Source organism: Mariniflexile ostreae, assembly GCF_042427585.1.
In the GTDB taxonomy this organism is placed as follows: domain Bacteria; phylum Bacteroidota; class Bacteroidia; order Flavobacteriales; family Flavobacteriaceae; genus Pseudalgibacter; species Pseudalgibacter ostreae.
In genome coordinates, this window is sequence record NZ_JBHMFC010000009.1 from 125,137 (window position 1) to 150,358 (window position 25,222).

The 25,222-nt window shown below is 34.7% G+C and carries 21 protein-coding genes; 16 read left to right on the forward strand and 5 right to left on the reverse strand.

What is annotated here, in order from left to right:
* Positions 1-18: 18 nt before the first annotated feature.
* Both ACFFU9_RS03250 and argS read right to left on the reverse strand, forming a co-directional pair.
* On the reverse strand, positions 19-384 hold the full coding sequence (locus tag ACFFU9_RS03250; RefSeq protein ID WP_379859934.1) for a hypothetical protein: 366 nt from the start codon (positions 382-384) through the stop codon (positions 19-21).
* A 234-nt stretch (positions 385-618) separates the two neighbouring features.
* The gene (gene argS, locus ACFFU9_RS03255; RefSeq protein WP_379859935.1) at positions 619-2,403 is read right to left on the reverse strand and encodes an arginine--tRNA ligase; all 1,785 of its coding nucleotides are present in this window, start codon (positions 2,401-2,403) and stop codon (positions 619-621) included.
* Positions 2,404-2,850: 447 nt separating this feature from the next.
* On the opposite strand from argS, the gene ACFFU9_RS03260 reads away from it, so the two are divergent.
* Positions 2,851-4,929: a tetratricopeptide repeat-containing sensor histidine kinase gene (locus ACFFU9_RS03260; RefSeq protein WP_379859936.1), complete on the forward strand. Its 2,079-nt coding sequence runs from the start codon at positions 2,851-2,853 to the stop codon at positions 4,927-4,929.
* Positions 4,930-4,997: 68 nt separating this feature from the next.
* On the opposite strand, the gene ctlX is transcribed toward ACFFU9_RS03260, so the two are convergent.
* The gene (ctlX, locus tag ACFFU9_RS03265; protein ID WP_379859958.1) at positions 4,998-5,936 is read right to left on the reverse strand and encodes a citrulline utilization hydrolase CtlX; all 939 of its coding nucleotides are present in this window, start codon (positions 5,934-5,936) and stop codon (positions 4,998-5,000) included.
* 412 nt (positions 5,937-6,348) lie between these two features.
* Positions 6,349-8,982 (reverse strand): valine--tRNA ligase, encoded by a 2,634-nt coding sequence (locus tag ACFFU9_RS03270; RefSeq protein WP_379859937.1) that lies wholly within the window; start codon positions 8,980-8,982, stop codon positions 6,349-6,351.
* Positions 8,983-9,291: 309 nt separating this feature from the next.
* Between ACFFU9_RS03270 and ACFFU9_RS03275 the strand changes: the two genes are divergently transcribed.
* The 12 genes from ACFFU9_RS03275 (at position 9,292) to ACFFU9_RS03330 (ending at position 21,087) form a co-directional block, all read left to right on the forward strand.
* Positions 9,292-9,708 (forward strand): DUF1573 domain-containing protein, encoded by a 417-nt coding sequence (locus ACFFU9_RS03275; protein WP_379859938.1) that lies wholly within the window; start codon positions 9,292-9,294, stop codon positions 9,706-9,708.
* Between the two features lie 270 nt (positions 9,709-9,978).
* Entirely contained in the window at positions 9,979-11,169 is a 1,191-nt protein-coding gene (locus ACFFU9_RS03280; protein ID WP_379859939.1) for a pyridoxal phosphate-dependent aminotransferase, read from the forward strand.
* The gene (gene murB / locus ACFFU9_RS03285) at positions 11,169-12,182 is read left to right on the forward strand and encodes a UDP-N-acetylmuramate dehydrogenase (protein WP_379859940.1); all 1,014 of its coding nucleotides are present in this window, start codon (positions 11,169-11,171) and stop codon (positions 12,180-12,182) included. Before ACFFU9_RS03280 ends, murB begins: the two co-directional genes overlap by 1 nt.
* A gap of 76 nt (positions 12,183-12,258) precedes the next feature.
* Positions 12,259-12,789, forward strand: coding sequence for an RNA polymerase sigma factor (locus ACFFU9_RS03290; RefSeq protein ID WP_379859941.1), 531 nt, complete (start codon positions 12,259-12,261; stop codon positions 12,787-12,789).
* A gap of 11 nt (positions 12,790-12,800) precedes the next feature.
* Positions 12,801-13,595, forward strand: a complete 795-nt coding sequence (locus ACFFU9_RS03295) for an anti-sigma factor domain-containing protein (RefSeq protein ID WP_379859942.1) — start codon at positions 12,801-12,803, stop codon at positions 13,593-13,595.
* A 201-nt stretch (positions 13,596-13,796) separates the two neighbouring features.
* On the forward strand, positions 13,797-14,000 hold the full coding sequence (locus ACFFU9_RS03300) for a membrane or secreted protein (protein WP_379859943.1): 204 nt from the start codon (positions 13,797-13,799) through the stop codon (positions 13,998-14,000).
* Between the two features lie 6 nt (positions 14,001-14,006).
* Positions 14,007-15,119: a glycosyltransferase gene (locus ACFFU9_RS03305; protein WP_379859944.1), complete on the forward strand. Its 1,113-nt coding sequence runs from the start codon at positions 14,007-14,009 to the stop codon at positions 15,117-15,119.
* Positions 15,110-15,658: an RNA polymerase sigma factor gene (locus ACFFU9_RS03310; RefSeq protein ID WP_379859945.1), complete on the forward strand. Its 549-nt coding sequence runs from the start codon at positions 15,110-15,112 to the stop codon at positions 15,656-15,658. The genes ACFFU9_RS03305 and ACFFU9_RS03310 overlap by 10 nt, the downstream gene beginning before the upstream one ends.
* Positions 15,655-16,869 carry an Nramp family divalent metal transporter gene (locus ACFFU9_RS03315; protein WP_379859946.1) on the forward strand — a complete coding sequence of 405 codons (1,215 nt, stop codon included), beginning with the start codon at positions 15,655-15,657 and terminating at the stop codon, positions 16,867-16,869. Before ACFFU9_RS03310 ends, ACFFU9_RS03315 begins: the two co-directional genes overlap by 4 nt.
* A gap of 51 nt (positions 16,870-16,920) precedes the next feature.
* Positions 16,921-17,802 carry a lipoyl synthase gene (lipA, locus tag ACFFU9_RS03320; RefSeq protein ID WP_379859947.1) on the forward strand — a complete coding sequence of 294 codons (882 nt, stop codon included), beginning with the start codon at positions 16,921-16,923 and terminating at the stop codon, positions 17,800-17,802.
* A 1-nt stretch (position 17,803) separates the two neighbouring features.
* Complete coding sequence (gene gap / locus ACFFU9_RS03325) at positions 17,804-18,820, forward strand: type I glyceraldehyde-3-phosphate dehydrogenase (protein ID WP_379859948.1); 1,017 nt, start codon at positions 17,804-17,806, stop codon at positions 18,818-18,820.
* 29 nt (positions 18,821-18,849) lie between these two features.
* Positions 18,850-21,087 carry an ATP-binding protein gene (locus ACFFU9_RS03330; RefSeq protein ID WP_379859949.1) on the forward strand — a complete coding sequence of 746 codons (2,238 nt, stop codon included), beginning with the start codon at positions 18,850-18,852 and terminating at the stop codon, positions 21,085-21,087.
* On the opposite strand, the gene lpxK is transcribed toward ACFFU9_RS03330, so the two are convergent.
* The gene (gene lpxK / locus ACFFU9_RS03335; RefSeq protein WP_379859950.1) at positions 21,084-22,091 is read right to left on the reverse strand and encodes a tetraacyldisaccharide 4'-kinase; all 1,008 of its coding nucleotides are present in this window, start codon (positions 22,089-22,091) and stop codon (positions 21,084-21,086) included. The genes ACFFU9_RS03330 and lpxK overlap by 4 nt on opposite strands.
* 145 nt (positions 22,092-22,236) lie before the next feature.
* On the opposite strand from lpxK, the gene ACFFU9_RS03340 reads away from it, so the two are divergent.
* From ACFFU9_RS03340 to ACFFU9_RS03350, 3 genes are all read left to right on the forward strand, one after another.
* On the forward strand, positions 22,237-23,331 hold the full coding sequence (locus ACFFU9_RS03340; protein WP_379859951.1) for a Nif3-like dinuclear metal center hexameric protein: 1,095 nt from the start codon (positions 22,237-22,239) through the stop codon (positions 23,329-23,331).
* A gap of 3 nt (positions 23,332-23,334) precedes the next feature.
* The gene (locus ACFFU9_RS03345) at positions 23,335-24,114 is read left to right on the forward strand and encodes a zinc ribbon domain-containing protein (RefSeq protein WP_379859952.1); all 780 of its coding nucleotides are present in this window, start codon (positions 23,335-23,337) and stop codon (positions 24,112-24,114) included.
* A gap of 328 nt (positions 24,115-24,442) precedes the next feature.
* Entirely contained in the window at positions 24,443-24,985 is a 543-nt protein-coding gene (locus tag ACFFU9_RS03350) for a DUF2911 domain-containing protein (RefSeq protein WP_379859953.1), read from the forward strand.
* Positions 24,986-25,222 lie beyond the last annotated feature (237 nt).

Below are 25,222 nucleotides of genomic sequence, written 5' to 3' on the forward strand. Positions count from 1 at the left end.
AATAACAAAAATCAATACTTACTGTTTCGCTAACCAATCTAGAGCTTCATCCCTCGAATGAAACAAGTCTATATTCCAGTTTTTATCACTATTAATATTAATTAGGGTCTCCGTAGACATTAATGCCCCTACAGACCCAATAACAACAGCGATGTCTTTAATTTCCTTTAAGCTCAATATGGTTCTTTGTGCATTAAAATTTAAACAATAAGAATGTTTTTTGTTGATGATTAAAGAAAATGGAGGTTGTAGTGCACTCAGTAAAAAATCATGATATTCATCTACCATAATCTCATCTATGATTACCCCATCATTTATAATAACTTCAGCTAATTTTTTATTAATTATTGTTATTGTCCCAAAAGACAGGCTATAACTCTTCATGCAAACACTTTAAATTGAGAAACTTAACGTATTACTTTAAAAAAACCCTCTTTATTTAGCAATTTATATTGCATTCATAAACTAGCCCAATATAAGTATAAAATTAAACTAAACCCGTACAATGCCATCTTAAAACTAAAATTACGCTACCAAAGCTGTAACCAGAGCAAACATCTCTTAATTACCAGTCTATTATAAAATACCATGACTCTATATGATATAAGCTTTTAATAACTACATACGTTCTGGTACTTCAATGCCCATTATACTAAAAGCCTGTTTAATTACAGCGGCTACTTTACTTGAGAGCTGTACACGAAGTATTTTTTCTTTTAAATCATCGGCGCCTAAAATAGAAACGTTCTGATAAAAAGAATTAAACTCCTTAACCAATTCGTAGGTGTAATTTGCTATTAGCGCGGGACTATGTTGAGATGCTGCATTTTGAATGACTTCTGCAAACAGTTCCAACTGTTTGATCAATGCCTTTTCTTTAGTATGAAGCACTGTGTTTTTTTCGTCTAGAGTCGTATTGTAATCGAAATCTGCTTTTCTGATGATGGACTGTATTCGGGCATAGGTATACTGAATGAAGGGCCCTGTATTGCCTTGAAAATCTATGGATTCTTTAGGATCGAATAAAATGCGCTTTTTAGGGTCTACTTTTAAAATATGATATTTTAATGCTCCTAACCCAATTACTTTAAATAGTTCTTTCTTATCAGCATCTGAATAGCCTTCCAGTTTGCCTAATTCTTCAGAAATGTCTTCGGCAGTAGATGCCATTTCATCAATCAAATCATCTGCATCCACCACAGTACCCTCTCGACTTTTCATTTTTCCACTGGGTAAATCTACCATACCATAACTTAAATGATAAAGGTTATCGGCCCACTCAAAGCCTAACTTCTTTAAAATTAGAAACAAAACTTTAAAATGATAATCTTGCTCGTTCCCTACTGTATAGACCATACCACCTACATCTGGAAAGTCTTTAATACGTTGAATTGCAGTACCAATATCTTGTGTCATGTAAACGGCTGTCCCATCCGATCGCTGGACGATTTTTTTATCTAAGCCCTCATCGGTTAAATCACACCAGACAGAACCATCATCTTCTTTAATAAATACCCCTTTATTTAAGCCCTCTACAACAAGTTCTTTTCCTAGTAAATAAGTATTGCTTTCATAATAAAGCGAATCGAAATCTACGCCTAAATTTGTATACGTTTCCGCAAAACCTTTATAGACCCAAGCATTCATTTTTTCCCATAAAGCCACCACATTACTATCACCAGATTCCCATTTTAAAAGCATGTCTTGGGCTTCTAATAAAATAGGCGCATTTTTTTTCGCTTCTTCATTAGACATACCGCCAAGCATTAGCCCTTCTATTTCTTTTTTATATTCTTGATCGAATTTAACATAATAGTTCCCTACCAATTTATCACCTTTTAAGCCTGTACTTTCTGGGGTCTCATTATTCCCAAAACGTTTCCAGGCCAGCATACTTTTACAAATATGAATCCCTCTATCGTTAATAATTTGGGTTTTATAAACCTTTTTACCCGATGCCTTTAATATTTCTGCGACACTGTAGCCTAAAAGATTATTACGAACATGTCCTAAATGCAAAGGTTTATTGGTGTTTGGCGACGAATATTCTACCATAACGGCCTTTTCGCTAGCAGCAGGCTCTACAAAACCGTAAGTATCGTTATTTAAAATAGTATTAAAGAATTGAAGATAGTGCGCATCACTTATCTCAATATTTAAAAACCCTTTTACCACATTAAAACCTGTAACAACCTCTGTATGTTCCAATAAATAGTTTCCAATGCGCTCTCCTATTTGAACAGGATTGCCCTTAATATAACGCAGCATAGGGAAGATAACGACTGTAATGTCTCCAGCAAATTCTTTTCGAGTCGCTTGAAACTCTACAGTTTCTATTGTAATATCGAAAGAATTAGTGACAGCTTGTTTTACTTGTTCTGATAAGATTTTTTGAAGGCTCATTAATCGTGACTTTTTAAGTGTGCAAAGATAAATTATTTATTAATGAAACACACAAAAACACATCGTGATATTACTTTTTATAAATGCAATGAACAATTTCGAAATGTATAAAAAACGCTTATTTCAACCTGAATTCCAACCTATTGAAACAGAAAGTGTTTAGCCACAATCCTGTTATATTTCTATGTTTTTTACCGTTAATCTATTTATCGGTTTTTTAGGAAAATGCTCTATTTCATTTCAACTAATTTATTGGTATTAAAACCCGAAAATTAGATTTATAATACTCTTTTCGCAATTTTTGTTTAATGTAAAATTATTATACCATTTCTATTGAATAACAATTAAATACGAATATAATTTAAAACGAAATAGAACTTGCTTAACTCCCTCAATTAAGTTAGGTCTACAAACAAATGAATTACATATCTGTAATGTCCATAGTGCATGAGGAATCTTATAACTTTTTTTGTTTTTTTGCTATCCTACTCTGGTATCTCTCAAACCAGTGAGGTTGACAGTCTTTCTGTAGCTTTAGCATTTCAAAATGCAGATAACGCAAAGGTTGATACGTCTTTAAAGCTGATAAAAAAACTTTATACTCTTAAAGATTACAATAGAGCTATTAAATACATTGTTGAAAGCGAAAAGCTATGTTCGGAATTAAAACATCATAAAGGCATTGCTGAAATAGCATACTATAAGGCTTTAATATACGCAGCAAAAAACGATTATATTAATGCTATTAATGGTTATGAAACTTCTAAATCTTTATTTATAAGTCTTAATGACACTCTAGGTATTGCTAAGGTAAACAACAGTATTGGTTTAATAGAAATGAAACGTGGCAACTATAAAAAAGGGCTACAACACTCATTATCAGCTATTGAAGAACTCGAAAAAAAACACCTTAAAAAAGATTTACGAGATGCTTACAAACATTTAGCACAGGCCTACCAACATATAGCGGCGTATGACAAAGCCATAGAGTTTAACCTAAAAACCCTAAAAACCCAAAATCAATTAAACGACGTACTAGGCGCTAATGAATCCTACAGGTATTTAGCAGAGCTCTATTCCATTAAAAAAGAAAACAGAAAAGCCATAGAGTATTACGAAAAAGCGCTACAAGGGCTCGATGCCGAAAATGACACGATAGCCTGTATAATTTACCCTAAGCTGGGCGGGGAATACTTACAGTTTAATGATTTTGAAAATGCTACGAAATACTTAACAAAAGGATATGATATTAGCCATGAGCAAAAAAATAAAACAGGACAATTAATAGCCCTAAACAATCTCGGACATTTAAACTTGCAACAGAACAGGCTTCACATTGCCGAAAAACAATTAATGGAAGCTGGTGAAATTGCAAAAGCCACGAACAATAATACAGAATTGCTCAAGCACTTTAAACTGATGAGAGCATTAGATTCTACCCAAAAGCGTTTTGAAAGAGCCTTTGTCTGGCAGCGCCATTATTACGACCTGCAAAAAAACCTTAATAAAGAACTCGCGTCAATGGCCGGATTGTCGACTATTTTATTAGAGCTGGATGCTGATCTGGAAAACGATGACCTTTTATTAAAAAATAACCTTAGCAACACTACGGGCCATACGCTTGATAGCAAAACGCGTTTTAATCGCTTACAAATTATATTTTATGCTTTACTGCTCGCACTTGCCGTTGTTTCTACTTTTTTAATTCTGATTTATTTAAAACGAAACCATAGCATTAAATACTTGCGTGAAGTAAAAGAAAAAAATATTGAAATAGAACTTCAGAATAAAGCTTTTTTAGAACAAACCCAACATCTTGAAAGCGTAAATAACGTAAAAGATAAATTATTTTCTATCGTATCACACGATTTAAAAGACTCACTTTCATCTATTAATGGTTTTATAGACTTATTAAGAGACGGCTCTTTAAGCCGTGAAGAATTTGATGGTTTAATACCAGAACTAAGTGAAAACGCCAACAACGCTTCCTTATTATTATTTAACTTATTAAACTGGTCCAAATCCCAGATGCAATCTTTAGAACCAAAGCCTAGTTTATTTGATATCCAAGAAGTTTTTGAAGAAAAAATAAGACTTATAGAAGGTCGCATGGAAAACAAGGGGATAACACTAATAGATAAATCCATACGGGATTTTGCTTATGCAGACAGAAGTATGGTGGAAATTATAATACAAAACCTACTTGCAAACGCTGCCAAGTTCTGCAGTAAGGGCGATACGGTAACCATTTCAAACCATATAAACAATGGCAACTGCATTATAAGCATTGCAGATTCTGGTTTGGGTATTTCAAAAAACAATATAGACAAATTATTTAAAAAAGACAGCTCATTTACTACCATCGGCACCAAAGACGAAAAAGGCACTGGTCTTGGTCTAACTATATGCAAAGAACTTATTGATTTAAACCATGGCGAAATTTGGGTAGAAAGCACCGTAAACGTAGGCAGTACTTTCTATGTGCAACTCCCTAAATCCAAACCTAACAAGGGGGATAAAAGTTAAATAAAAAAAATCCAATTAATTATGGCCCTGTTGCAGCCTTAAAGCTAAGGACGAATTCTAAACCATATTTAACCCTTTCTAGGCAAGAACACCTCGGCCATCATGCAACGAGCACTTCCACCTCCGCAAGTTTCAATGGTTTCCAACGAACTTGAAACAATCTTACTATGTTTCTCAAGACTCTTAACCTGTGCCTCAGACAAGACGCCATATGCAGTTTCGCTCATTACTAAATATGTTGCACCATCTGCTCCTTTTACCTGCAACATATTACCCGCAAAACTAGCTAACTGGTTTTCGGTAATAACAATAATTTCCTTACCCGTTTCTTTTAAATGATGGACAACGTTTTTACGTTGTTTTTTGTCATCAATGCTCTCTAGGCATATTACCGCAAAAGTGTCCCCAATGCACATCATAACATTCGTATGATAAATAGCCACGCGTTTCGCTTCAACAGTTTGAAACGCATTAAAAACAACAGGAAAAAAATCAAAATCTTCACAAAACTCAATAAACAAGTCCTCATCCGCCCGTGGCGATAAAGCACAATAGGCTTTTCCATTGGCACGATCTAGCACCATACTGCCAGTACCTTCTAAAAAAACCAGTTCCTCTTCTGCCTCGGTATAATCTATAATATTATGGATTTCAAAACCATTATCTTCCAACGCCAATAAAATAGCTTCACGACGTTCCAAGCGTCTGTTTTTAGCGAACATAGGGTATAACCCCACATTGCCATTGCCATGAAAAGATACCCAATTATTAGGAAAAACGGCATCTGGTGTATCAAACTCATCCGTATCCTCGACCACCACCACATTTACACCTATTTTTTTTAAAACCTCTACAAACGCATCAAATTCCTGTTGCGCTTTTTTAGTGATTGCAGCTGGCAAAACATGATCTAAAGCCTTTTGGTAATAGTTATTGATAGCCGTCTGTTCGTTCATTCTAAAATGAATGGGACGAATCATTAAAATAGTATTTGTAATTTGTGACATCATGGAGAAAATTAAGCTGCAAAAATAAAGCTAATTCACATACAACCTTAACAAAGTCACTATTAAATAGGTTTGACTTTATGAAAAATATTGAGCAATATGTCCTATTAAATTCGTTACTTTAATTATCAAGACAAAAACATAGTTCCTGGCCTTTTAAAATATTCAAGTAAAAAAATATTCAAAAAACTATAAAGACCGTTGCTTTTTACCCAAGCAAAATTATGGTTTAGACTATAAGTTTGTGATTAGGGTCTCGCAATAAAAAAGGGTTGCTCCACACTTTTTAAAAATAACGATAACGTAGAGAAGATATTACCAACACGATAGATAGAAGCACAATGAAGTAATAAAACATCTTCTGCTGCTCATTACAAAAAAACAGCAGAAGATATTATTCAAAAAACAAAAATTAACTTAAACTCATCAAGCTCGCTTTTAACGTTTCAATTTTAGCTATGGCATCGGCCTCCTTATTTCGCTCATTAGCGATCACTTGTTCTGGTGCACCTGCCACAAACCGCTCGTTCGACAATTTCTTTTGAACGGATTTTAAAAAGCCTTCGGTATAGTTAAGTTCTTCTGTTAATTTTTTTATTTCGGCTTCTACATCAATACTTCCTGCCATGGGCACAAAATATTCATTAGATTTCACCCTAAAGGTTAGGGCACCTTCTATGGGTTGAGATACATAATCCATGTATTCTAAGTGACCCAATTTAGAAATAATAGCATCAAAATTTACTGTTGAATTTTCGTTATTAATAACAGAAAAACCAATGGCATCTTTAAAAGCAATATTTTTTTGTTTTCTAATATTTCTGATACCTGTAATAACATCCGATGCAAAATCAAACTCTGCTATCAAGGCTTCATTTATCGGCTTTGTTTCTGGCCATCTCGAGACTATTAAGGCCTCATCTGGGGTTCTTTCAGAAATATAATGCCAAATATCTTCGGTAAGAAAAGGCATAAACGGATGAATGATTTTTAAATTATCTTCAAAAATGGCCATAACGCTTTTTAAGGTTTTAGCATCTATGGGTTGTTGATACGCAGGCTTTACCATTTCTAGAAACCAGCCGCAAAAATCATCGTAAATAAGTTTATAGATTCCCATTAAAGCATCACTCAATCGGTATTTGCTAAAATGATCTTCAATTTCAATAAGCACTTTCTGAAATTTAGATTCGTACCATGCAATCGCTATGGTACTTGAGTCTGGTTGCGCTATGGTTTCATCCACTTCCCAGCCCTCAACCAAACGGTAAGCGTTCCAGATTTTGTTACTAAATCCTTTTCCTTGTTGGCAAAGCGCTTCATCAAACATGAGGTCATTTCCAGCAGCAGAACTTAACAATAATCCTACACGCACACCATCGGCACTATACGTTTCAATAAGCTTTAAAGCATCGGGAGAGTTCCCTAAGCTTTTACTCATCTTTCGGCGTTGCTTATCCCGTACCAAACCTGTTAAATACACATTTTCGAATGGCTTTTCGCCTTTGTACTCATACCCCGAAACAATCATTCGGGCCACCCAGAAAAATAAAATATCAGGCCCCGTAACCAAATCATTAGTTGGGTAGTAATATTTAATATCCTCATTTTCAGGATTCCTAATACCATCAAAAACACTAATAGGCCATAGCCAAGATGAAAACCAGGTATCTAAAGCATCTTTATCCTGACGCAAATCTGCTTTATCTAAAAGAGCATTTTTAGTTTTTACTCTAGCCAAATCCAAAGCCAAATCTATGTTTTCTGCTACCACAAAATCCTCTTTTCCATAGCCATAATAATATGCAGGTATTTGTTGGCCCCACATTAATTGCCGAGATATATTCCAGTCTCTAATATTTTCCATCCAGTGGCGATATGTGTTTTCAAATTTCTTTGGAAACAATTTTATATCACCATCATCCAAAACCGCCTTAATGGCAGGTTTTACCAGTTCTTCCATTTTTAAAAACCATTGATCGCTTAATCGGGGTTCGATAACCGCTTTGGTTCTTTCTGAAGTTCCTACTTTATTAACATGAGTTTCTGTTTTAACTAAAACCCCTTTATCTTCTAACTCTTTAACGATTGCTTTACGCACCACAAAACGATCTTCGCCTTCGTAATGTAAGCCATGGTGGTTTAAAGAAGCATCATCATTAAAAATATCAACAACTTCAAGATTGTATTTATCGCCCAGGTTTTTATCATTCTCATCATGGGCAGGCGTTACTTTTAAACACCCTGTACCAAACTCCACATCCACATACTCGTCTTCAATAATAGGAATCACGCGACCACAAATAGGCACGATGGCTTGTTTTCCTTTTAAATGAAAAAAACGCTCGTCATTAGGATTAATACATATAGCAGTATCACCAAAAATAGTTTCTGGTCTTGTGGTAGCAATCGTTAGCACCTCATCACTCCCGTCAATTTTATAGTTCAGATAATAGAGGTTGCCTTGGCGCTCTTCATAAATCACCTCCTCATCGGAAAGTGTTGTTTTAGCTTCAGGATCCCAATTTACCATACGGTACCCCCTATAAATCAAGCCTTTCTGATATAAATCCACAAAAACTTTAATGACCGCTTCACTCATGTCATCATCCATAGTGAATTTAGTACGCTCCCAGTCGCATGAACAACCTAACTTTTTAAGTTGTTCCAAAATTACGCCTCCATATTCGTGAGTCCAATCCCAAGCGTGTTTTAAAAACGCTTCACGTGACAAGCTGTTTTTATCAATACCCTGTTCTTTAAGTTTTGCAACCACTTTAGCCTCTGTAGCTATAGATGCATGGTCTGTGCCAGGCACCCAACAGGCGTTTTTACCTAATAAGCGCGCTCGACGAATTAAAACATCTTGTATGGTATTATTAAGCATATGCCCCATATGCAAGACGCCAGTAACATTTGGTGGCGGAATAACAATAGTGTAAGGCTCTCTTTCATCTGGTGTTGAATGAAAATAATTGTGTTTCATCCAGTAGTTGTACCACTTGTTCTCCACCTGACTTGCGTCATATTTTAAAGGCATTTGCATACTTTGGAATAGTTTTTGAAATGTTTGAAATGAATATTATAGACAAAAGTACTTATATTTCTTTTTCTGTGAAAGTATATCATCATTTACACAAAAATCGTTGTTGTTTTTTTTTGTTAAAAAACAGCTACTTTAAAAAAGAATATGTACTTTTATTATGATTTTAGCAAAACAGCCCTACGTGCCGTTTATCTATTATTTTTGCAGACTACAGGAAAAGTAAGTATATTTGCACACTATTTTTTAACAATTGTGTGTGTTTTAGAGACTCATTTTATATTAAAACCAGAAAACATTAAAAACAAAGACATGAAAAAACTAATTACTATTTTATTTATCGGATTAATCAGTTTTACAATAAATGCCCAAGCGAAAATAGAATTTAAGTCTGACACCATAGATTATGGAACTATTGAAAAAGGATCTGACGGTTTAAGAATCTTCGAATTCACTAACACCGGTAATGCGCCCCTTATCATTTCAAAAGTAACTTCTAGCTGTGGCTGTACCATACCAAAAAAACCCGAAGACCCTATTTTACCAGGCAAAACAGGACAAATTGAGGTAAAGTACGACACCAATAGAGTAAACCCTATACGAAAAACCGTTACTGTTATATCAAATGCAGAAACGCCTACTGTAGCTTTAAAAATTAAAGGTCTTGTGGTAGATTCCAGTCAAAAAAGTGCCCTGGAAGCAAAAGACAAAAGCATCATGGCCCAATAAGCTTTAATTATGTTATTAATTCACCCATGATATGTAAAATATCATGGGTTTTTTTATGGTATAGCCATTCTTAAAAACTTTATAGTACAGGTATAGCCCACCTTACATCCCTGTGAGAGCCTAAGCCCTAGCCATTTTAAGTTAAACACACCTCGCAACACTCACAAAATCAACCCACAAACCCTTAAAAAGCTTTAATAGATTTATAATTACTTTTTAAAAAAACTTTAAGATAATTTTCTCAACTTTGCACTTCAAATACTTTGTTTAATGCCAACTATATCTAAAAAAGGGGAGCAGATGCCCCAATCGCCTATTCGTAAATTAGTTCCATTTGCCGATAAAGCCGCAAAAAAAGGAAAAACAATTTACTATTTAAATATTGGCCAACCCGACATCAAAACTCCCGAAGGCGCTTTAAGAGCCGTAAAAGAGAATGATATTGAAATTTTATCCTATTCAAAATCTGAAGGCTCTGAAACTTATAGAGAAAAAATAGCAACCTATTTTAAAGGTCATGATATTCATATAACTGCAGAAGACATTGTGGTTACAACGGGTGCCAGTGAAGCTTTGCTTTTTGTTTTTGGAAGCATTATGGATCCAGACGATGAAGTGATCATTACCGAACCCTTTTACGCCAATTATATTGCGTTTTCTACGGCCTCTGGAGTTAATGTAGTGCCTATCATTTCTAAAATTGAAGATAATTTCGCACTGCCTTCTGTAGAGGCGTTCGAGAAACTGATCACACCGAAAACCAAGGCCATATTGATATGCAATCCAGGGAACCCTACTGGCAATTTATATTCCAAGGAGGAAATCCAGAAATTAGCAGCTATAGTTAAAAAACATGATTTATTTTTAATTGCAGATGAAGTATATAGAGAGTTTGTGTATGATGGTGAGACACATTATTCTATTCTTCAAGAAAAAGGCATTGAAGAACATGCCATTATGATAGACTCTGTATCTAAGCGTTATAGTATGTGTGGTGCCAGAGTAGGTAGCTTGGCTTCTAAAAACAAAATGGTTATACAAACTGCAATAAAATTTGCCCAAGCACGTTTAAGCCCGCCCACTTATGCGCAAATTGCCAGTGAAGCAGCATTAGACACGCCCCGTAGTTATTTTGATGATGTTATTGCCGAATATATTGATCGCCGCGACACCTTAATTACAGAGCTGCGAAAAATAGACGGTATTAAAGTATCCAAACCCAAAGGCGCTTTTTATTGTGTTGTAGAATTACCAATAAAAAACTCCGACCATTTTGCGCAATGGCTTTTAGAGGAATTTGATGTAAATGGTGAAACCGTTATGGTTGCTCCTGCCGGAGGATTTTACTCTACACCAGGTTATGGTTTAAACCAAATAAGAATTGCCTATGTTCTTAAAAAAGAGAGTTTAATTAAAGCGGTACACATATTAAAGGAAGCGCTAAAAGTTTATAAAGACTAGTGCGCATACAACAAAACATATCGCTTAAACCCTATAATACGTTTGGGATTGATGTTACAGCGAAACACTTTGTAGCCGTAACAAATCACACTGAATTAACACAGGTTTTAGCCCTGAAAGAATATCCCGAGAAACTGATTTTAGGGGGCGGCAGCAATATGCTATTAACCCAAGATCAAGACAAATTGGTAATTCATATCCACATAAAAGGGATTGAAATTGTTTCTGAAGACGAAAACACTGTTTTAGTTAAAGCAAATGCCGGTGAAAACTGGCACGAATTCGTCATGTGGTGCATCAAACAAGATTTTGGTGGTCTTGAAAACCTATCGTTAATCCCTGGTAATGTTGGTACTGCACCCATCCAAAATATAGGAGCTTATGGCGTAGAATTGAAAGATAGCTTTGTATCCTGTGAGACCATTGCTTTTGAAGATAATAAAAAACATGTGTTTAACAAGTCGGATTGCCATTTTGGGTATCGAAACTCTATTTTCAAACAAGATAAAAAGGGCAAGCACATCATTACTAGCGTGACCTTCCAGCTTACAAAAAAACAACACCAACTTCATACTCATTACGGCACAATTGCCGCACAACTTAAAGATATGGGCGTTGAAACGCCCACAATTCAAGATATTTCAAAAGCTGTAATTCACATTAGGGAAAGCAAATTACCAAACCCTAAGGTTATTGGCAACAGTGGCAGTTTTTTTAAAAATCCGGTTATTTCACAACACCATTACAACCGTTTGCTAAAAAACTTTAACGACATGCCAAGTTATAGTGTTTCAGACCATGAGGTTAAAGTTCCCGCTGGTTGGCTTATTGAAAAAGCAGGATTTAAAGGTAAACGTTTTGATACATATGGCGTGCATAAAAACCAAGCATTGGTTCTTGTAAATTATGGAAAGGCAAAAGGCTCCGACATCCTAAAACTTTCCGAATTAATACAAAAAACAATATACAAACTGTTCGATATTAGTATTGAAGCCGAAGTAAACATCTTATAATCAAAAAGAAATTTCTAACTTTGGCACTAATAAACCGTAATTACTTTTAACCACCTACTACAAAAACCCTGTTATTTTGATTTCAGCCACCGAAAAAGAAATAGTGAGCTTATTAGAAAAAAGCGATAAGAAGGCTATTTCACTCTTATACGAGTACTATGCTGATGCACTTTATGGTGTGATTTCAAAAATCATTACGGATGAAGATGTCGCTCAAGATGTACTACAAGAAACGTTTGTTAAAATATGGAGAAATTCAAAAAAATATGACGCCACAAAGGCGAAGTTATTTACGTGGCTTTACAGAATCGCTTATAACACTGCTATCGACAAAGTGCGTTCTTTAAAAAATAAAAATACAAATGAAGTCCAAATTGAAACCTCATCCGTATATAAGATAACGTCAAACGAATTAAATCAAGACGTCTTAGATATCAAAAAACACTTGGGCAATTTAGATAAGAAGTATCAAGTTGTTATCCATGCACTCTTTTTTGAAGGCATGACCCAGCAAGAGGCAAGTGAAGAATTAGAAATTCCACTCGGTACCATTAAGTCAAGATTAAAGATTGGATTACGTGAATTGAAGAAAATTTATCACCCCTAATAAAAATAGTTATGAATGCGAAAATAATTACTTTTTTAAATTCTGACCTATTAGAAAACTATCTATTAGGCCATACCAATTCTAAAGAAACAGAACTGGTAGAAATGTATATTTCAAAATACCCAGAAGTTCAGGATGCCTATAACACTTTACAGTTCAATTTAGAAGTGGTTAGCAAAACCCAAGCAGTGGAAGCTCCTAAACAAATTTTAAATGCTGTTTTGAATGAATTGGATCAGGATACACCAGTAATACCCTTGAAAAAAGAAAGCACAAACCATAAAATATGGCATAAATTAACAATTGCCGCCAGTATTGCCGCTCTATTTTTTGCAGCTTATTCTTTTTCCCTCTATACTCAAAAACAAAAGCTATCTGAAGAAAATCAAGTTGTTGTGGACGAAATTTTCGATTTAAGAAACGATATAGCTAAAAACAATGAAATGCTGGATAGTGTAATGCGCCAGCTTTTAAAGCTTAACAACCCAGAAACTGAAAAATACATCATTAATGGAAATGAGCGCGCAAAAAATTTAAAAACCATTGCGTATATCAACCCTAAAGAAAAAACATCTATGATCGATGTAGTGTCTCTTCCTAAATTACCAGAAGAGCAGTGTTATCAAATATGGGCAGAATTACAAGGAAAAATGGTAAGTTTAGGGGTTTTAAGTGAATCGGACCGAAAACTTAAGTCTATCCCCTACACCGAAGATGCGCTTGGACTAAACATTACAATAGAGCGAAAAGGTGGCAACACGATGGCTTCTATGGAAAATAGCGTAGCCGAAATAAATTTACAATAACACAAAACGGATAAATTCGTTTGCAACAGCACAGCCTTGTTTTATAATAAAACAAGGCTGTGCTTTTTGTATTACACCAAAACTATTACTAAAAAAGCCGTTTTAAGGTTTATCCTTTTTAAATTAAAAAACAAAAGTCCTAGTAAGTTAAGCCAAAAAAATTGCAGCAAAATCATTATCTTTGCATAAAATATCAAATCGATGAAACTTCTTTTAATCACAATTATTTTATTAGGGTTAGGAATTGCAGGAATTGCCATAAAAATCTGGGCTAAAAAAGATGGAAAATTTGCTGGCACTTGTGCCAGTCAGAACCCTATGCTCAATAAAGAAGGAGAAGCCTGTGGTTTTTGCGGAAAAGCCCCCGAACAATTTGGAAACTGTAACGAACCTCAGCATTCTTAATTTTTTATGACATGTCTTGATTTTGTTTGCTACATATTTGTTGCAATAGTATTTTTTCAAATTTTATTATATTTATTTTTCTTCGGAAGATTTGCGCTACTTAAACAAAAAAAGAAACCCGTAAAAGATTTCCCTGTTTCTGTTATCATTTGTGCCAAAAATGAAGCAGAAAACCTCAAGACCTTTTTACCTTCTGTTATTGCACAGGCCTATCATGATTATGAAATTGTATTAATTAACGACGCATCCAACGATAACACTTTAGAAGTTATGGAGGGGTTTGCCAGCAAGCACAACAACATCAAAATTGTAGATGTTAAAAACAATGAGGCTTTTTGGGGAAATAAAAAATACGCCTTAACTCTTGGTATTAAAGCCTCAAAACATGATCATTTTCTCTTTACAGATGCAGACTGCAAGCCACTTTCCAATCAATGGATAACGGATATGACCTCGCACTTTAGCAGTAAAAGAACCGTAGTTTTAGGGTATGGTAAGTATGCTAAAGTAAAAAAATCACTTTTAAATAAACTCATTCGCTTTGAAACTGTCATTACAGCCATTCAATATTTTACATGTGCTAAATTTGGGATGGCTTATATGGGAGTAGGCAGAAACCTAGCCTATACCAAAGACACCTTCTTTAAAGCCAATGGCTTTATAAACCATATAAAGGTTCGTTCTGGGGATGACGACCTGTTTGTGAACCAAGTGGCCACAAAACATAATACCGCTATATGCATCACGCCAAATAGCTTTACCGAATCGCTTCCCAAAACAACTTTTAGCGAGTGGATTACACAAAAAAGACGTCACATTTCTACAGCAAAACATTATAAACAAAAACATCAGGTTTTATTGATGTTGCAGTATAGCTTTCAATTTCTTTTTTGGTTTCTTGCGGCCATATTGCTTATAGCTATGCATCATTGGGTTGTTGTTCTGGCACTTGTCTTGATTAAAATTAGTATTCAGTATGTTATTATAGGTCTTTCGATGAAAAAACTAGGAGAAAAAGATTTGTTCTTTTTAATTCCTTTCTTAGAATTGTTTTTGATTTTCACACATTTAACTATCTTTATAAAGAATCTTACTTCAAAACCCAATCATTGGAAATAGACGAAGCCATTAAGCGTGCCAAATTAAATGACCAAAAAGCTTTTAATTTCTTATTAAACACTTTTTGGGATGATGTGTATGGCTTTCAATTAAAACGTATTCAAAATGAAAACGATGCTGAGGATGTTACCATTCAAACTTTTTCTAGAGCTTTTGATAAAATTGATACCTTTAAAGAAAGCTACAAGTTCAAAACTTGGTTAATCACGATTTCAAAAAACATCCATATTGATATTCTTCGGAAAGAAAAAAACTCCATTTCACAAATCATTTCTAAAGATGGGCAGGATGCTTATGAAATCGTGGACGAATCGCCCTCTCCTGAGGATGAACTTATTACGGAACAAAATTTAGCAAAATTATTACGCGATATAAAAAAAATGAAACCTCATTACCAAGAAATGATCAATTTGAGGTATTTCCAAGAATTGAGCTACAAAGAGATTTCGAAAGAATTGGATCAACCTATCAACAACATAAAAGTTAAGCTGTTACGTGCCAAAAAATTATTGGCAGATATTATTACGAAGTCGTTATGACTAAGATATTAAAAAATCTAGGTCCAGGTCTCTTATTTGCTGGTGCTGCCGTTGGAGTTTCACACTTAGTCCAATCTACACGTGCAGGGGCAGATTTCGGAATGGGTTTAATATGGGCGTTGTTGGTTGTAACGGTATTTAAATACCCTTTTTTTCGCTACGGTTCGAAATATGCTTCTATAACAGGTGAAAGTTTACTAGATGGTTACAGAAAATTAGGAAAAGGTGTTTTAGCAACCTATTACATTCTAAACCTAGCAACCATGTTTACTATCCAAACAGCTGTTACTATTGTAACTGCTGGCTTAGCTTCTAGTTTATTTGGAGATTTTTTTAGTTTAAAAACGTGGGCTATCATCATTTTAATAGTATGTATTTCCATTTTAATTCTAGGCAAATACCGGTTTTTAGATAGGTTGATGAAAATCATTATTATTACGCTTAGCATAAGCACTATTATCGCGGTTTTCATGGCGCTATCCAACCACCATACCCCCGTCTCTTTTAAACAGGTATTTCCTAAAAACAGTGTTGAAATAGCCTTTTTAATCGCTTTTATGGGGTGGATGCCAGCACCTTTAGATGTGTCAATTTGGCAATCGCTTTGGGCTATTGAGAAAAACAAGAATACAAAATCATACACTCCAAAAGCTGCCCTGTTTGATTTTAATGTGGGATATTTAAGCACTATTGTTTTAGGTATCGGTTTTTTAAGTTTAGGAGCTTTGGTGATGTTTAATAGTGGACAGAAATTTAGTGATTCGGCAAGTATATTTTCGGGTCAATTAATTAATATGTACACGGCAAGCTTAGGCGATTGGGCATATCTTGTTATTGGTATTGCAGCATTTACAACCATGTTTAGCACAACCTTAACCACCATGGACGCTTCCCCTAGAGCCATGGCCAAAACCACTCAGTTATTATTTAAAACCCCATCAAAACTAAATTATAGTTTTTGGATGGCACTTTTAACTCTTGGTACTATTGGTATTTTTTTATTTTTAGCTTCCGAAATGGGACTTCTCATTAAAATTGCAACCATTTTATCTTTTATAACGGCACCATTCTATGCCATAATTAATTATAAACTTATTACAGCCAAGTATATCCCAGAAAAATGGCGCCCGTCTATAGCACTACATATTCTAAGCTGGTTGGGAATTCTGTTTTTAATAGCTTTTAGTATCTGGTATCTCACCCTATTATAGGGTCATTTTAAAAGAATACTTTGTACCTTTGTAACTCTATTTCTTAAAAATATGAACACAGAAACTGTATCCAATATACTACCCGAAGAACGACAAGCCAAACCAAAATGGCTCCGTGTAAAATTGCCAACAGGCAAGAAATATACAGAACTGAGAGGCGTTGTTGATAAATATAAACTGAATACGATTTGCACCTCTGGAAGCTGCCCTAATATGGGAGAATGTTGGGGAGAAGGCACCGCAACCTTTATGATTTTAGGCAATATATGCACCCGTTCATGTGGGTTTTGCGGTGTAAAAACAGGACGTCCAGAAACCTTAGACTGGGATGAGCCAGAAAAAGTAGCACGCTCTATTAAACTCATGCAAATAAAGCATGCAGTATTGACAAGCGTGGATAGAGATGATTTAAAAGACATGGGAAGCATTATGTGGGCCGAAACCGTAAAAGCTGTTCGGAGAATGAACCCAAACACCACACTTGAAACCTTAATTCCTGATTTTCAAGGAATTGAAAACCACATCGATAGAATTATTGCTGTAGCTCCTGAAGTAGTGTCCCATAACATTGAAACAGTACGAAGGCTAACCCGTGAAGTACGCATACAAGCACAGTACGATAGAAGTTTGGGCGTTTTAAAATACTTAAAACAGCAAGGACAGCGCCGTACAAAATCTGGTATTATGCTCGGTTTAGGTGAAACACGTGAAGAGGTAATAGAAACACTTCACGATTTAAAAGCGCATGATGTAGACATCGTCACGATTGGTCAATATTTACAGCCTAGCAAAAAACACTTACCTGTAAACCATTTTATCAGTCCTGATCAATTTAAAGAATATGAAGAAATAGGGTTAGAATTAGGGTTCCGCCATGTAGAAAGTAGCGCCTTGGTACGCTCTTCTTACAAAGCCCAAAAGCACATTAATTAATATGGTTCGAGTAGCTATAAACGGTTTTGGTAGAATTGGAAGACGGGTGTTTAGACTGCTTCAAGATTCCAAAACCATAGAGGTTGTTGCCATAAATGATTTAGCAGATGCAAAAACCTTAAGCCATTTACTAAAATACGATAGTATTCATGGGCTTTTTAGTGGAACCATTTCACATGAAGAATCTCATATTATTATCAATGATAAGAAAGTAAAACTGCTAAATAAACGGCATCCACAACAGATCGATTGGACGCCTTTCGATGTGGATTTTGTTATTGAAGCTACGGGCAAATTTAAATCGTCTGCAGATTTAGAGCATCATTTAAAAAACGGTGCCAAGCATGTTATTTTAAGTGTACCGGCTATTGATGATACTATAAAAACAATAGTCATGGGGGTTAATGACGATAGTTTGGATGGTACAGAAAAAATAATATCAAACGCTTCCTGTACAACGAACAACGCAGCACCTATGATCGCTATCATTGATTCCCTTTGTGGTATTGATCAAGCTTATATTACAACCGTGCACTCTTACACCACAGACCAAAGCCTTCACGACCAACCACATCGCGACTTGCGTCGTGCCAGAGCGGCAGGCCAATCTATTGTCCCTACCACCACAGGTGCAGCAAAAGCACTTACTAAAATTTTCCCGCATCTATCTGATGTTATTGGTGGTTGTGGTATTCGTGTACCTGTAGCAAACGGATCACTTACCGATATTACGTTTAACGTTAAAAGGACTGTCTGTATTGAAGACATTAATAATGCCTTTAAATCCGCTTCTGAAAACCATTACAAGGGAATATTAGAATACACAGAAGACCCTATCGTATCCATAGATATTGTTGGCAATACCCATTCTTGCATTTTTGACGCTCAAATGACATCTGTAATAGGAAACATGGTAAAAATAATTGGTTGGTACGATAATGAAACGGCATATTCTAAACGCATCATTGACCTAGTGTGTAATTTGTCGGGGAAAAACAATCCTTTATCGAATAAATAATTATATTTGTTGCTATGATTGAATAAAAAATGGCCTTAATCAATAAAACAGTTCTTCTTTTAATAATGCTATTTGCATTATCAAGCCCCTCTCAAAATTCAGTGATCGAAGATCCTGAACTACAACAAAACACAATAAACTATCATATCGTTGAGGCTCAAGATGCTATTGATGAATATAAATATTTTGAAGCCCAGCAAAAACTCGATGATGCTCTAGACCTTGCTAATAAAATTGATAACAAAAAAAGCATTGGTATTATTCATGCTACAAAAGGCTTGCTAGCGCTTATTATTGAAAAGCCAGAGGAAGCCATAAAGTCTTTAAATAAAGCAATTGAAGTTCAAAGAATTATAAACGATAACGAAAATCTGGGTAACTCCTACAAGACTTTTGGTGATGTTTATATGAGCAAAAAGAATTATTATCTAGCATTAGACTCCTATACCGCTGCAAAATCAAAATTCCAGGAAGAGGACATGAAAGATAGGTTGGCCGATTTGCTCATAAACGAAGGCAAAACCTATACTTTATTAAAAAACAATAGAAAGGCACGGGCTCTTTTTGAGCAATCTATTGCCTTATCCAAAAAACTAGATTTACCTAAAACATTAAGTACGGGCTTAATAAATCAAGCTCAAGTCTACCATGATTTAGGAGACCACGACAAAGCTCTTACTTTAGCCACAGAAGGGATAGCTATAGCTAAAGCTCATAGTTTTTATGAAATTCTAGACGAGGCCTATCTTATCGTTAGCCATATTTACGATGCCAAAGAAAACTATAAAAACTCCAATGATTATTTAAAAGCCTACATCAATCTTTCAGATTCTATTGCGGCCATAAAACGTGCAAACCTATCGCCCGATATGCAGGTTAAGTTTTTAATGGACGACCAAAGAGAAAGCATCAAAAAACAAGCAAAAGACTTAAAAAAAGCAAAAGACGATAAAGAATTAAGCACCTTAATTTCAATATTGAGTGTGGCATTAATTACGATACTATCCCTGTTAACACTTTCTTTATATAAGAACAATAACATCCGATTAAAAACCAACAACATGCTTCATAAAAAAAATGGAGAACTTATTATTGCTAAAGAAAAAGCCGAATTGGCTTCAAAAACCAAAGCTAACTTCTTATCAACCGTAACACACGAATTAAGAACACCGCTATACGCCGTTACCGGACTGAGCAATATGTTATTGGATGAAGATCCTAAGCCAGAACAAATTCAACATTTAAAATCACTTAAATTCTCTGGTGAATACCTTCTAACCTTTATAAACGACATCCTTCAAATTAATAAAATAGAAGCCAATAAAGTTGATATCGAGCCAGAACCTTTCAACTTAAAAAAGAAAATAAAAAATATTGTTCTAGCATTAAATAATTCGGCTTTAGACAATGGCATAAAAATCCATTTTGAATACGACACGGATTTGCCCGAGAACTTTATTGCAGACCAATTAAAGATTTCACAAATTTTAATCAACCTTATTGGAAACGCCATTAAATTTACCAAAGATGGAGACATCTGGATTCGTATCTATAAAATAAATGAAGAAAACGGTATTTACACGCTACGCTTTGAAGTAGAAGACAACGGCATTGGTATTACCCAAGAAAAGCAAGAACATATGTTCGAGAGTTTCTCCCAAGGATCTATCCAAATTAATAGAAAATATGGTGGTACCGGTTTAGGCCTTTCTATAGTAAAAGGACTAATTGACATTTTAAAAGGGAAAATTTACTTAAAAAGTGAATTAGATAAAGGCTCTACTTTCTATTTTGAAATCCCCTTAGAATACACCAAAGAAAAAGAGAAGGAAGCCATTGAAAAGAAAACGAATTACCTTAAAAAAGTAGAAGAACTGGATTTAAACAATTTTAAGATTTTAGTGGTCGAGGATAATAAAATCAACCAAATGATCACTAAAAAAATCCTGACAAAAATGCAACTTAGCTGTGAGGTTGTTGATAATGGCGAAGAAGCCGTAGATATGATTAAGAATAATAAATACGACATTATTTTAATGGATATCCACATGCCAGGAATTAGTGGCATTGAAGCCACTAAAATTATTAGGACCTTTGATAAGGAGTTAACCATATTCGCACTTACAGCCGTTACCATTGAAGACAAAATGCAAGAGTTTGATGAAGCTGGCTTTACAGATATTATACCGAAACCTTTTAAACAAGAAGAATTTGAGAAAAAGCTTTTCAACGCTTTAACCAACAATAATAAGCCTGAAACCGTTTAATACTTTGATATAAAATTTTTTATAGTGGTATGGAATTTATTGCTATCATCTATATGCATGGCTATGGGAAGATAATATAAGCTATCTTCCAGAGCCTTATAGTGCTTTAGTCTCATAAAATCTTTTTCAGTGGTAACTATAATCGGTTTAGTATTTAGGTTTTCAATATCTTGCTTAGAAAAGGTGTGATGATCTTTAAAATTTAAATGCTCAAACGTCAGCTTTTTTTTAATCAAAAAGTCCTCTAAAGGTTTTGGGTTTGCAATACCTGTTACCAGAGTAACAGGTGGTAGTGCATCAATACGTTTTTTGCCATTTAAAGCAATCACCTCATCTGCATACGCTATAGAACTAAAAAACACCTGTTGATGTGGTTGGGGCTTTAGTTTTTTAATAATAGTTTTTTTATTTAAATCTGTTAAATTAGAAGGGCACTTTGTTACTATAATAACATGGGCTCTTTTACTTCCCCTAATAGACTCTCGTAAATTGCCTGCAGGTAACAACATATCATCCGTATATAAATCATGATACATGGTTAACACAATATTAAAACCAGCTTTTACTTTTCGATGCTGAAATGCATCATCCAGCAAAATAATTTCTGGAGGATTTTCCAAAGCCCTTAACGCTTCAATACCTTCTTGTCTATTGGCATCTACAGCCACTTTTATCCTATCTTGAAATTTTGTGTAAAATTGAAAAGGCTCATCCCCAATACTATCTACAGTAGTATGTGCATCGGCCAACTGAAACCCTTTAGATTTTCGCTTATATCCCCTACTTAACGTGGCAACCTTATAATCTTCTTTTAAAAAACGTATCAAATACTCGATCATAGGTGTTTTTCCTGTGCCTCCTACACTCAAATTACCCACACATATAACAGGGAAGTTATATGATTTAGAAGTTTTAAGCCCAAAATCATACAAGGAGTTTCTTAAGCACGTAGCGGCATAATATAATGGTACAAAAGGAAATAATAGTTTTCTTGAAAGTTTCACAGGTAACACATCAATTTAATCTCATCCAAATAAACACCGAATATAATAATTTAAAAAACAAGGAAGATTACCCAAGTGGATTAAAAAGAATAAAAAATACTTATGAAAATAATTATTTTATCTTTGAAGTAAAACACAATTATTCATGATTATTCAAGATGTTATTTATCATTTGGAAACGCTTGCACCTTTGCACTACGCAGAGGATTTTGACAATGTAGGCCTTTTAGTTGGTGACAAAAACACAACGCTTACGGGGATATTGGTTACTTTAGACACCTTAGAAGCGGTTGTTGACGAGGCTATTGAAAAAAACTGCAACTTTATAGTAAGCTTCCACCCTATTATTTTTAAAGGCTTAAAGAAAATAACAGGCAAAAACTATGTAGAACGTGTAGTTCTAAAAGCGATTAAAAATGATATCGCCATTTACAGTATGCATACGGCATTAGATAATGCTGTGTTGGGCGTTAACAACATGATTTGCGACCAACTGCAATTAGTAAACAGACAGATTCTCATACCACAACACGAAACCATAAAAAAGCTAACCACTTTTGTCCCTAAAGCAGAGGCCGAGCTATTAAGAAACGCCTTATTTGCAGCTGGAGCAGGACGTATTGGGAATTATACCGACTGCAGTTTTAACATAAACGGCATAGGCACTTTTAATGGCAATGAAAACTCTAGTCCTGTGAAAGGCAAAAAAGGACATCTTCATTTTGAAGCGGAAATTCAGATTTCCATTACTTTTCAAAAACATCTGGAAGAACAAGTCTTAAATACACTCTTCAAAACACATCCTTATGAAGAAGTAGCCTATGAAATCACTACCCTAGAAAACAAGAATCAACATATTGGCATGGGTATGATTGCCGAATTAGAAACCCCAATGGAAGCGCAAGATTTCTTGAATTATATAAAAACCAAAATGAACACGCCCTGTATCAGGCACTCTACACCATTAAATAGGCCCATAAGCAGAATAGCCGTTTTAGGAGGTTCTGGAAGCTTTGCCATTGAAGCAGCCAAAGGCGCTGGTGCTGATGCATTTATAACATCAGATTTAAAATATCATGATTTTTTTACAGCCGAAAACCGTATTCTACTTGCAGATGTAGGCCATTATGAAAGCGAACAGTACACAAAAAACGGTTTAGTAGCATTTCTTACCAAAAAAATCACTAATTTTGCAGTCGTTTTATCAAAGACAAACACCAATCCTGTTAAGTATTTTTAAAGTATGGCTAAAAAGAAAGAACAAACCGTTGAAGAGCGTTTAAGAGCATTATATGATTTACAGCTTATAGACTCTCGTATTGACGAAATAAGAAATGTCCGTGGAGAACTTCCATTAGAAGTTCGTGATTTAGAAGATGAAATTGCCGGACTAAGAATAAGATTAGAAAAGTTAGTTTCTGGTTTAGATCTTATTGACAACGATATCACTGCAAAAAAGAATATTATTGAAGAAGCCAAGGCTTTAATAAAAAAGTATAGCGAACAACAAAAGAACGTTAGAAATAACAGAGAGTTCAATTCGTTAACTAAAGAAGTTGAGTTTCAAGAATTAGAAATCCAATTGGCCGACAAGCATATCAAAGAATTTAAAGTTCAAATTGAACAGAAAAAGGAAGTGATTTCAGAAACGAAGGAACGTATAAAAGAGCGTGACAATCATTTAAAACACAAAAAGAATGAGTTGGATGCTATTTTAAGTGAAACTGAAAAAGAAGAACAAGCTTTAATCGCTAAATCTGAAGATTATAAGTCGGAAATAGAAGAGCGCTTAGTTGCTGCTTACGCAAGAATCCGTAAAAATGTAAAAAACGGTTTAGCTATTGTACCTATCGAAAGAGGTGCTTCTGGTGGCTCCTTCTTTACCATACCACCACAAGTACAAGTAGAAATTGCATCTCGTAAAAAAGTTATTACAGATGAGCATAGTGGAAGAATTCTTGTAGATGCAGAACTTGCAGAAGAACAAAAAGCAAAAATGGAAAAAATGTTTTCTAAACTATAATTTCCTTATAATACCGATATTTTAAAGGCCTTCATTTTTATGAAGGCTTTTTTATTTTAGTACACCTCAACTAAAAAAAGGGCTTTAAACCGCAGAAGCAGTGTCCCTATTAAAAATTTAAAAAAACTACAAAGCTTTTTCCTAAAGAAAACATGAATAAAATATTCGGGAATGTAAAGCTTTTAGAAGAACGCAAGATCCAAAAAAATACGTAGTGCACTAATTTTTAGCTACTACATTGTAAACTTTAACATCCACTTCCCACATTTATAAAAATTTTAATAAGATTTAAGTCTATCTTTAAAAATTCAAAACTTTAAAATTCATTATGAAAAAATCAAACTTATTATCAAGTATTGCTTTAGCATGTCTTATGTTATTGGCTACCCATGTTACCGCACAGGAATTTTCAGATTTAGACAAAAGCCCTATGGATGCTGCAGCATTTCCTTCTAGCTACAAAGAAGCCAACAAACTGATTAAAATTATTTATAGTCGCCCCCAACTTAAAGGAAGAGCTTTAAGCACGTTGGTTCCCCATAATAAATTATGGAGAACTGGTGCCAACGAAGCTCCTGAACTAACCCTCTATACCGATATGACTTTAGGGAATACCCCTATAAAAGCAGGAACATATACATTTTATGTCATTCCAGGAGAAAAAGAATGGACGGCCATTATTAATAAAGACATCAATTTATCAGGTCTAAACGGATATAACGAGGCTAACGATATAGCACGTTTTACCGTTCCTGTTAGTTCAGGAGAACCTCTTGAAGCTTTTTCAATCGCTTTTGAAGAGACCACAGAGGGCCTTGCCATGCATTTAGGCTGGGGAACCGTTAGAGTAGCTGTCCCTTTCTCTAAATAATTTATCGTTTACACATAAAAAAAGCCTTCTTAGAACAATGTTCTAAGAAGGCTTTTTTTATGCTTTTTTTTTAATTCCTTTAACTATTACCATCAAATCATTATATTCACTCTTAGCATTACGATTAAAAATTATACCAAAATAGATGTGTAATGCCGTATATTTTTTGTATATTTATAGATGGGAAAAAAAGCAGAAATACACATAAGGGAATCGGTTGAAGACCTAAAAAAACTA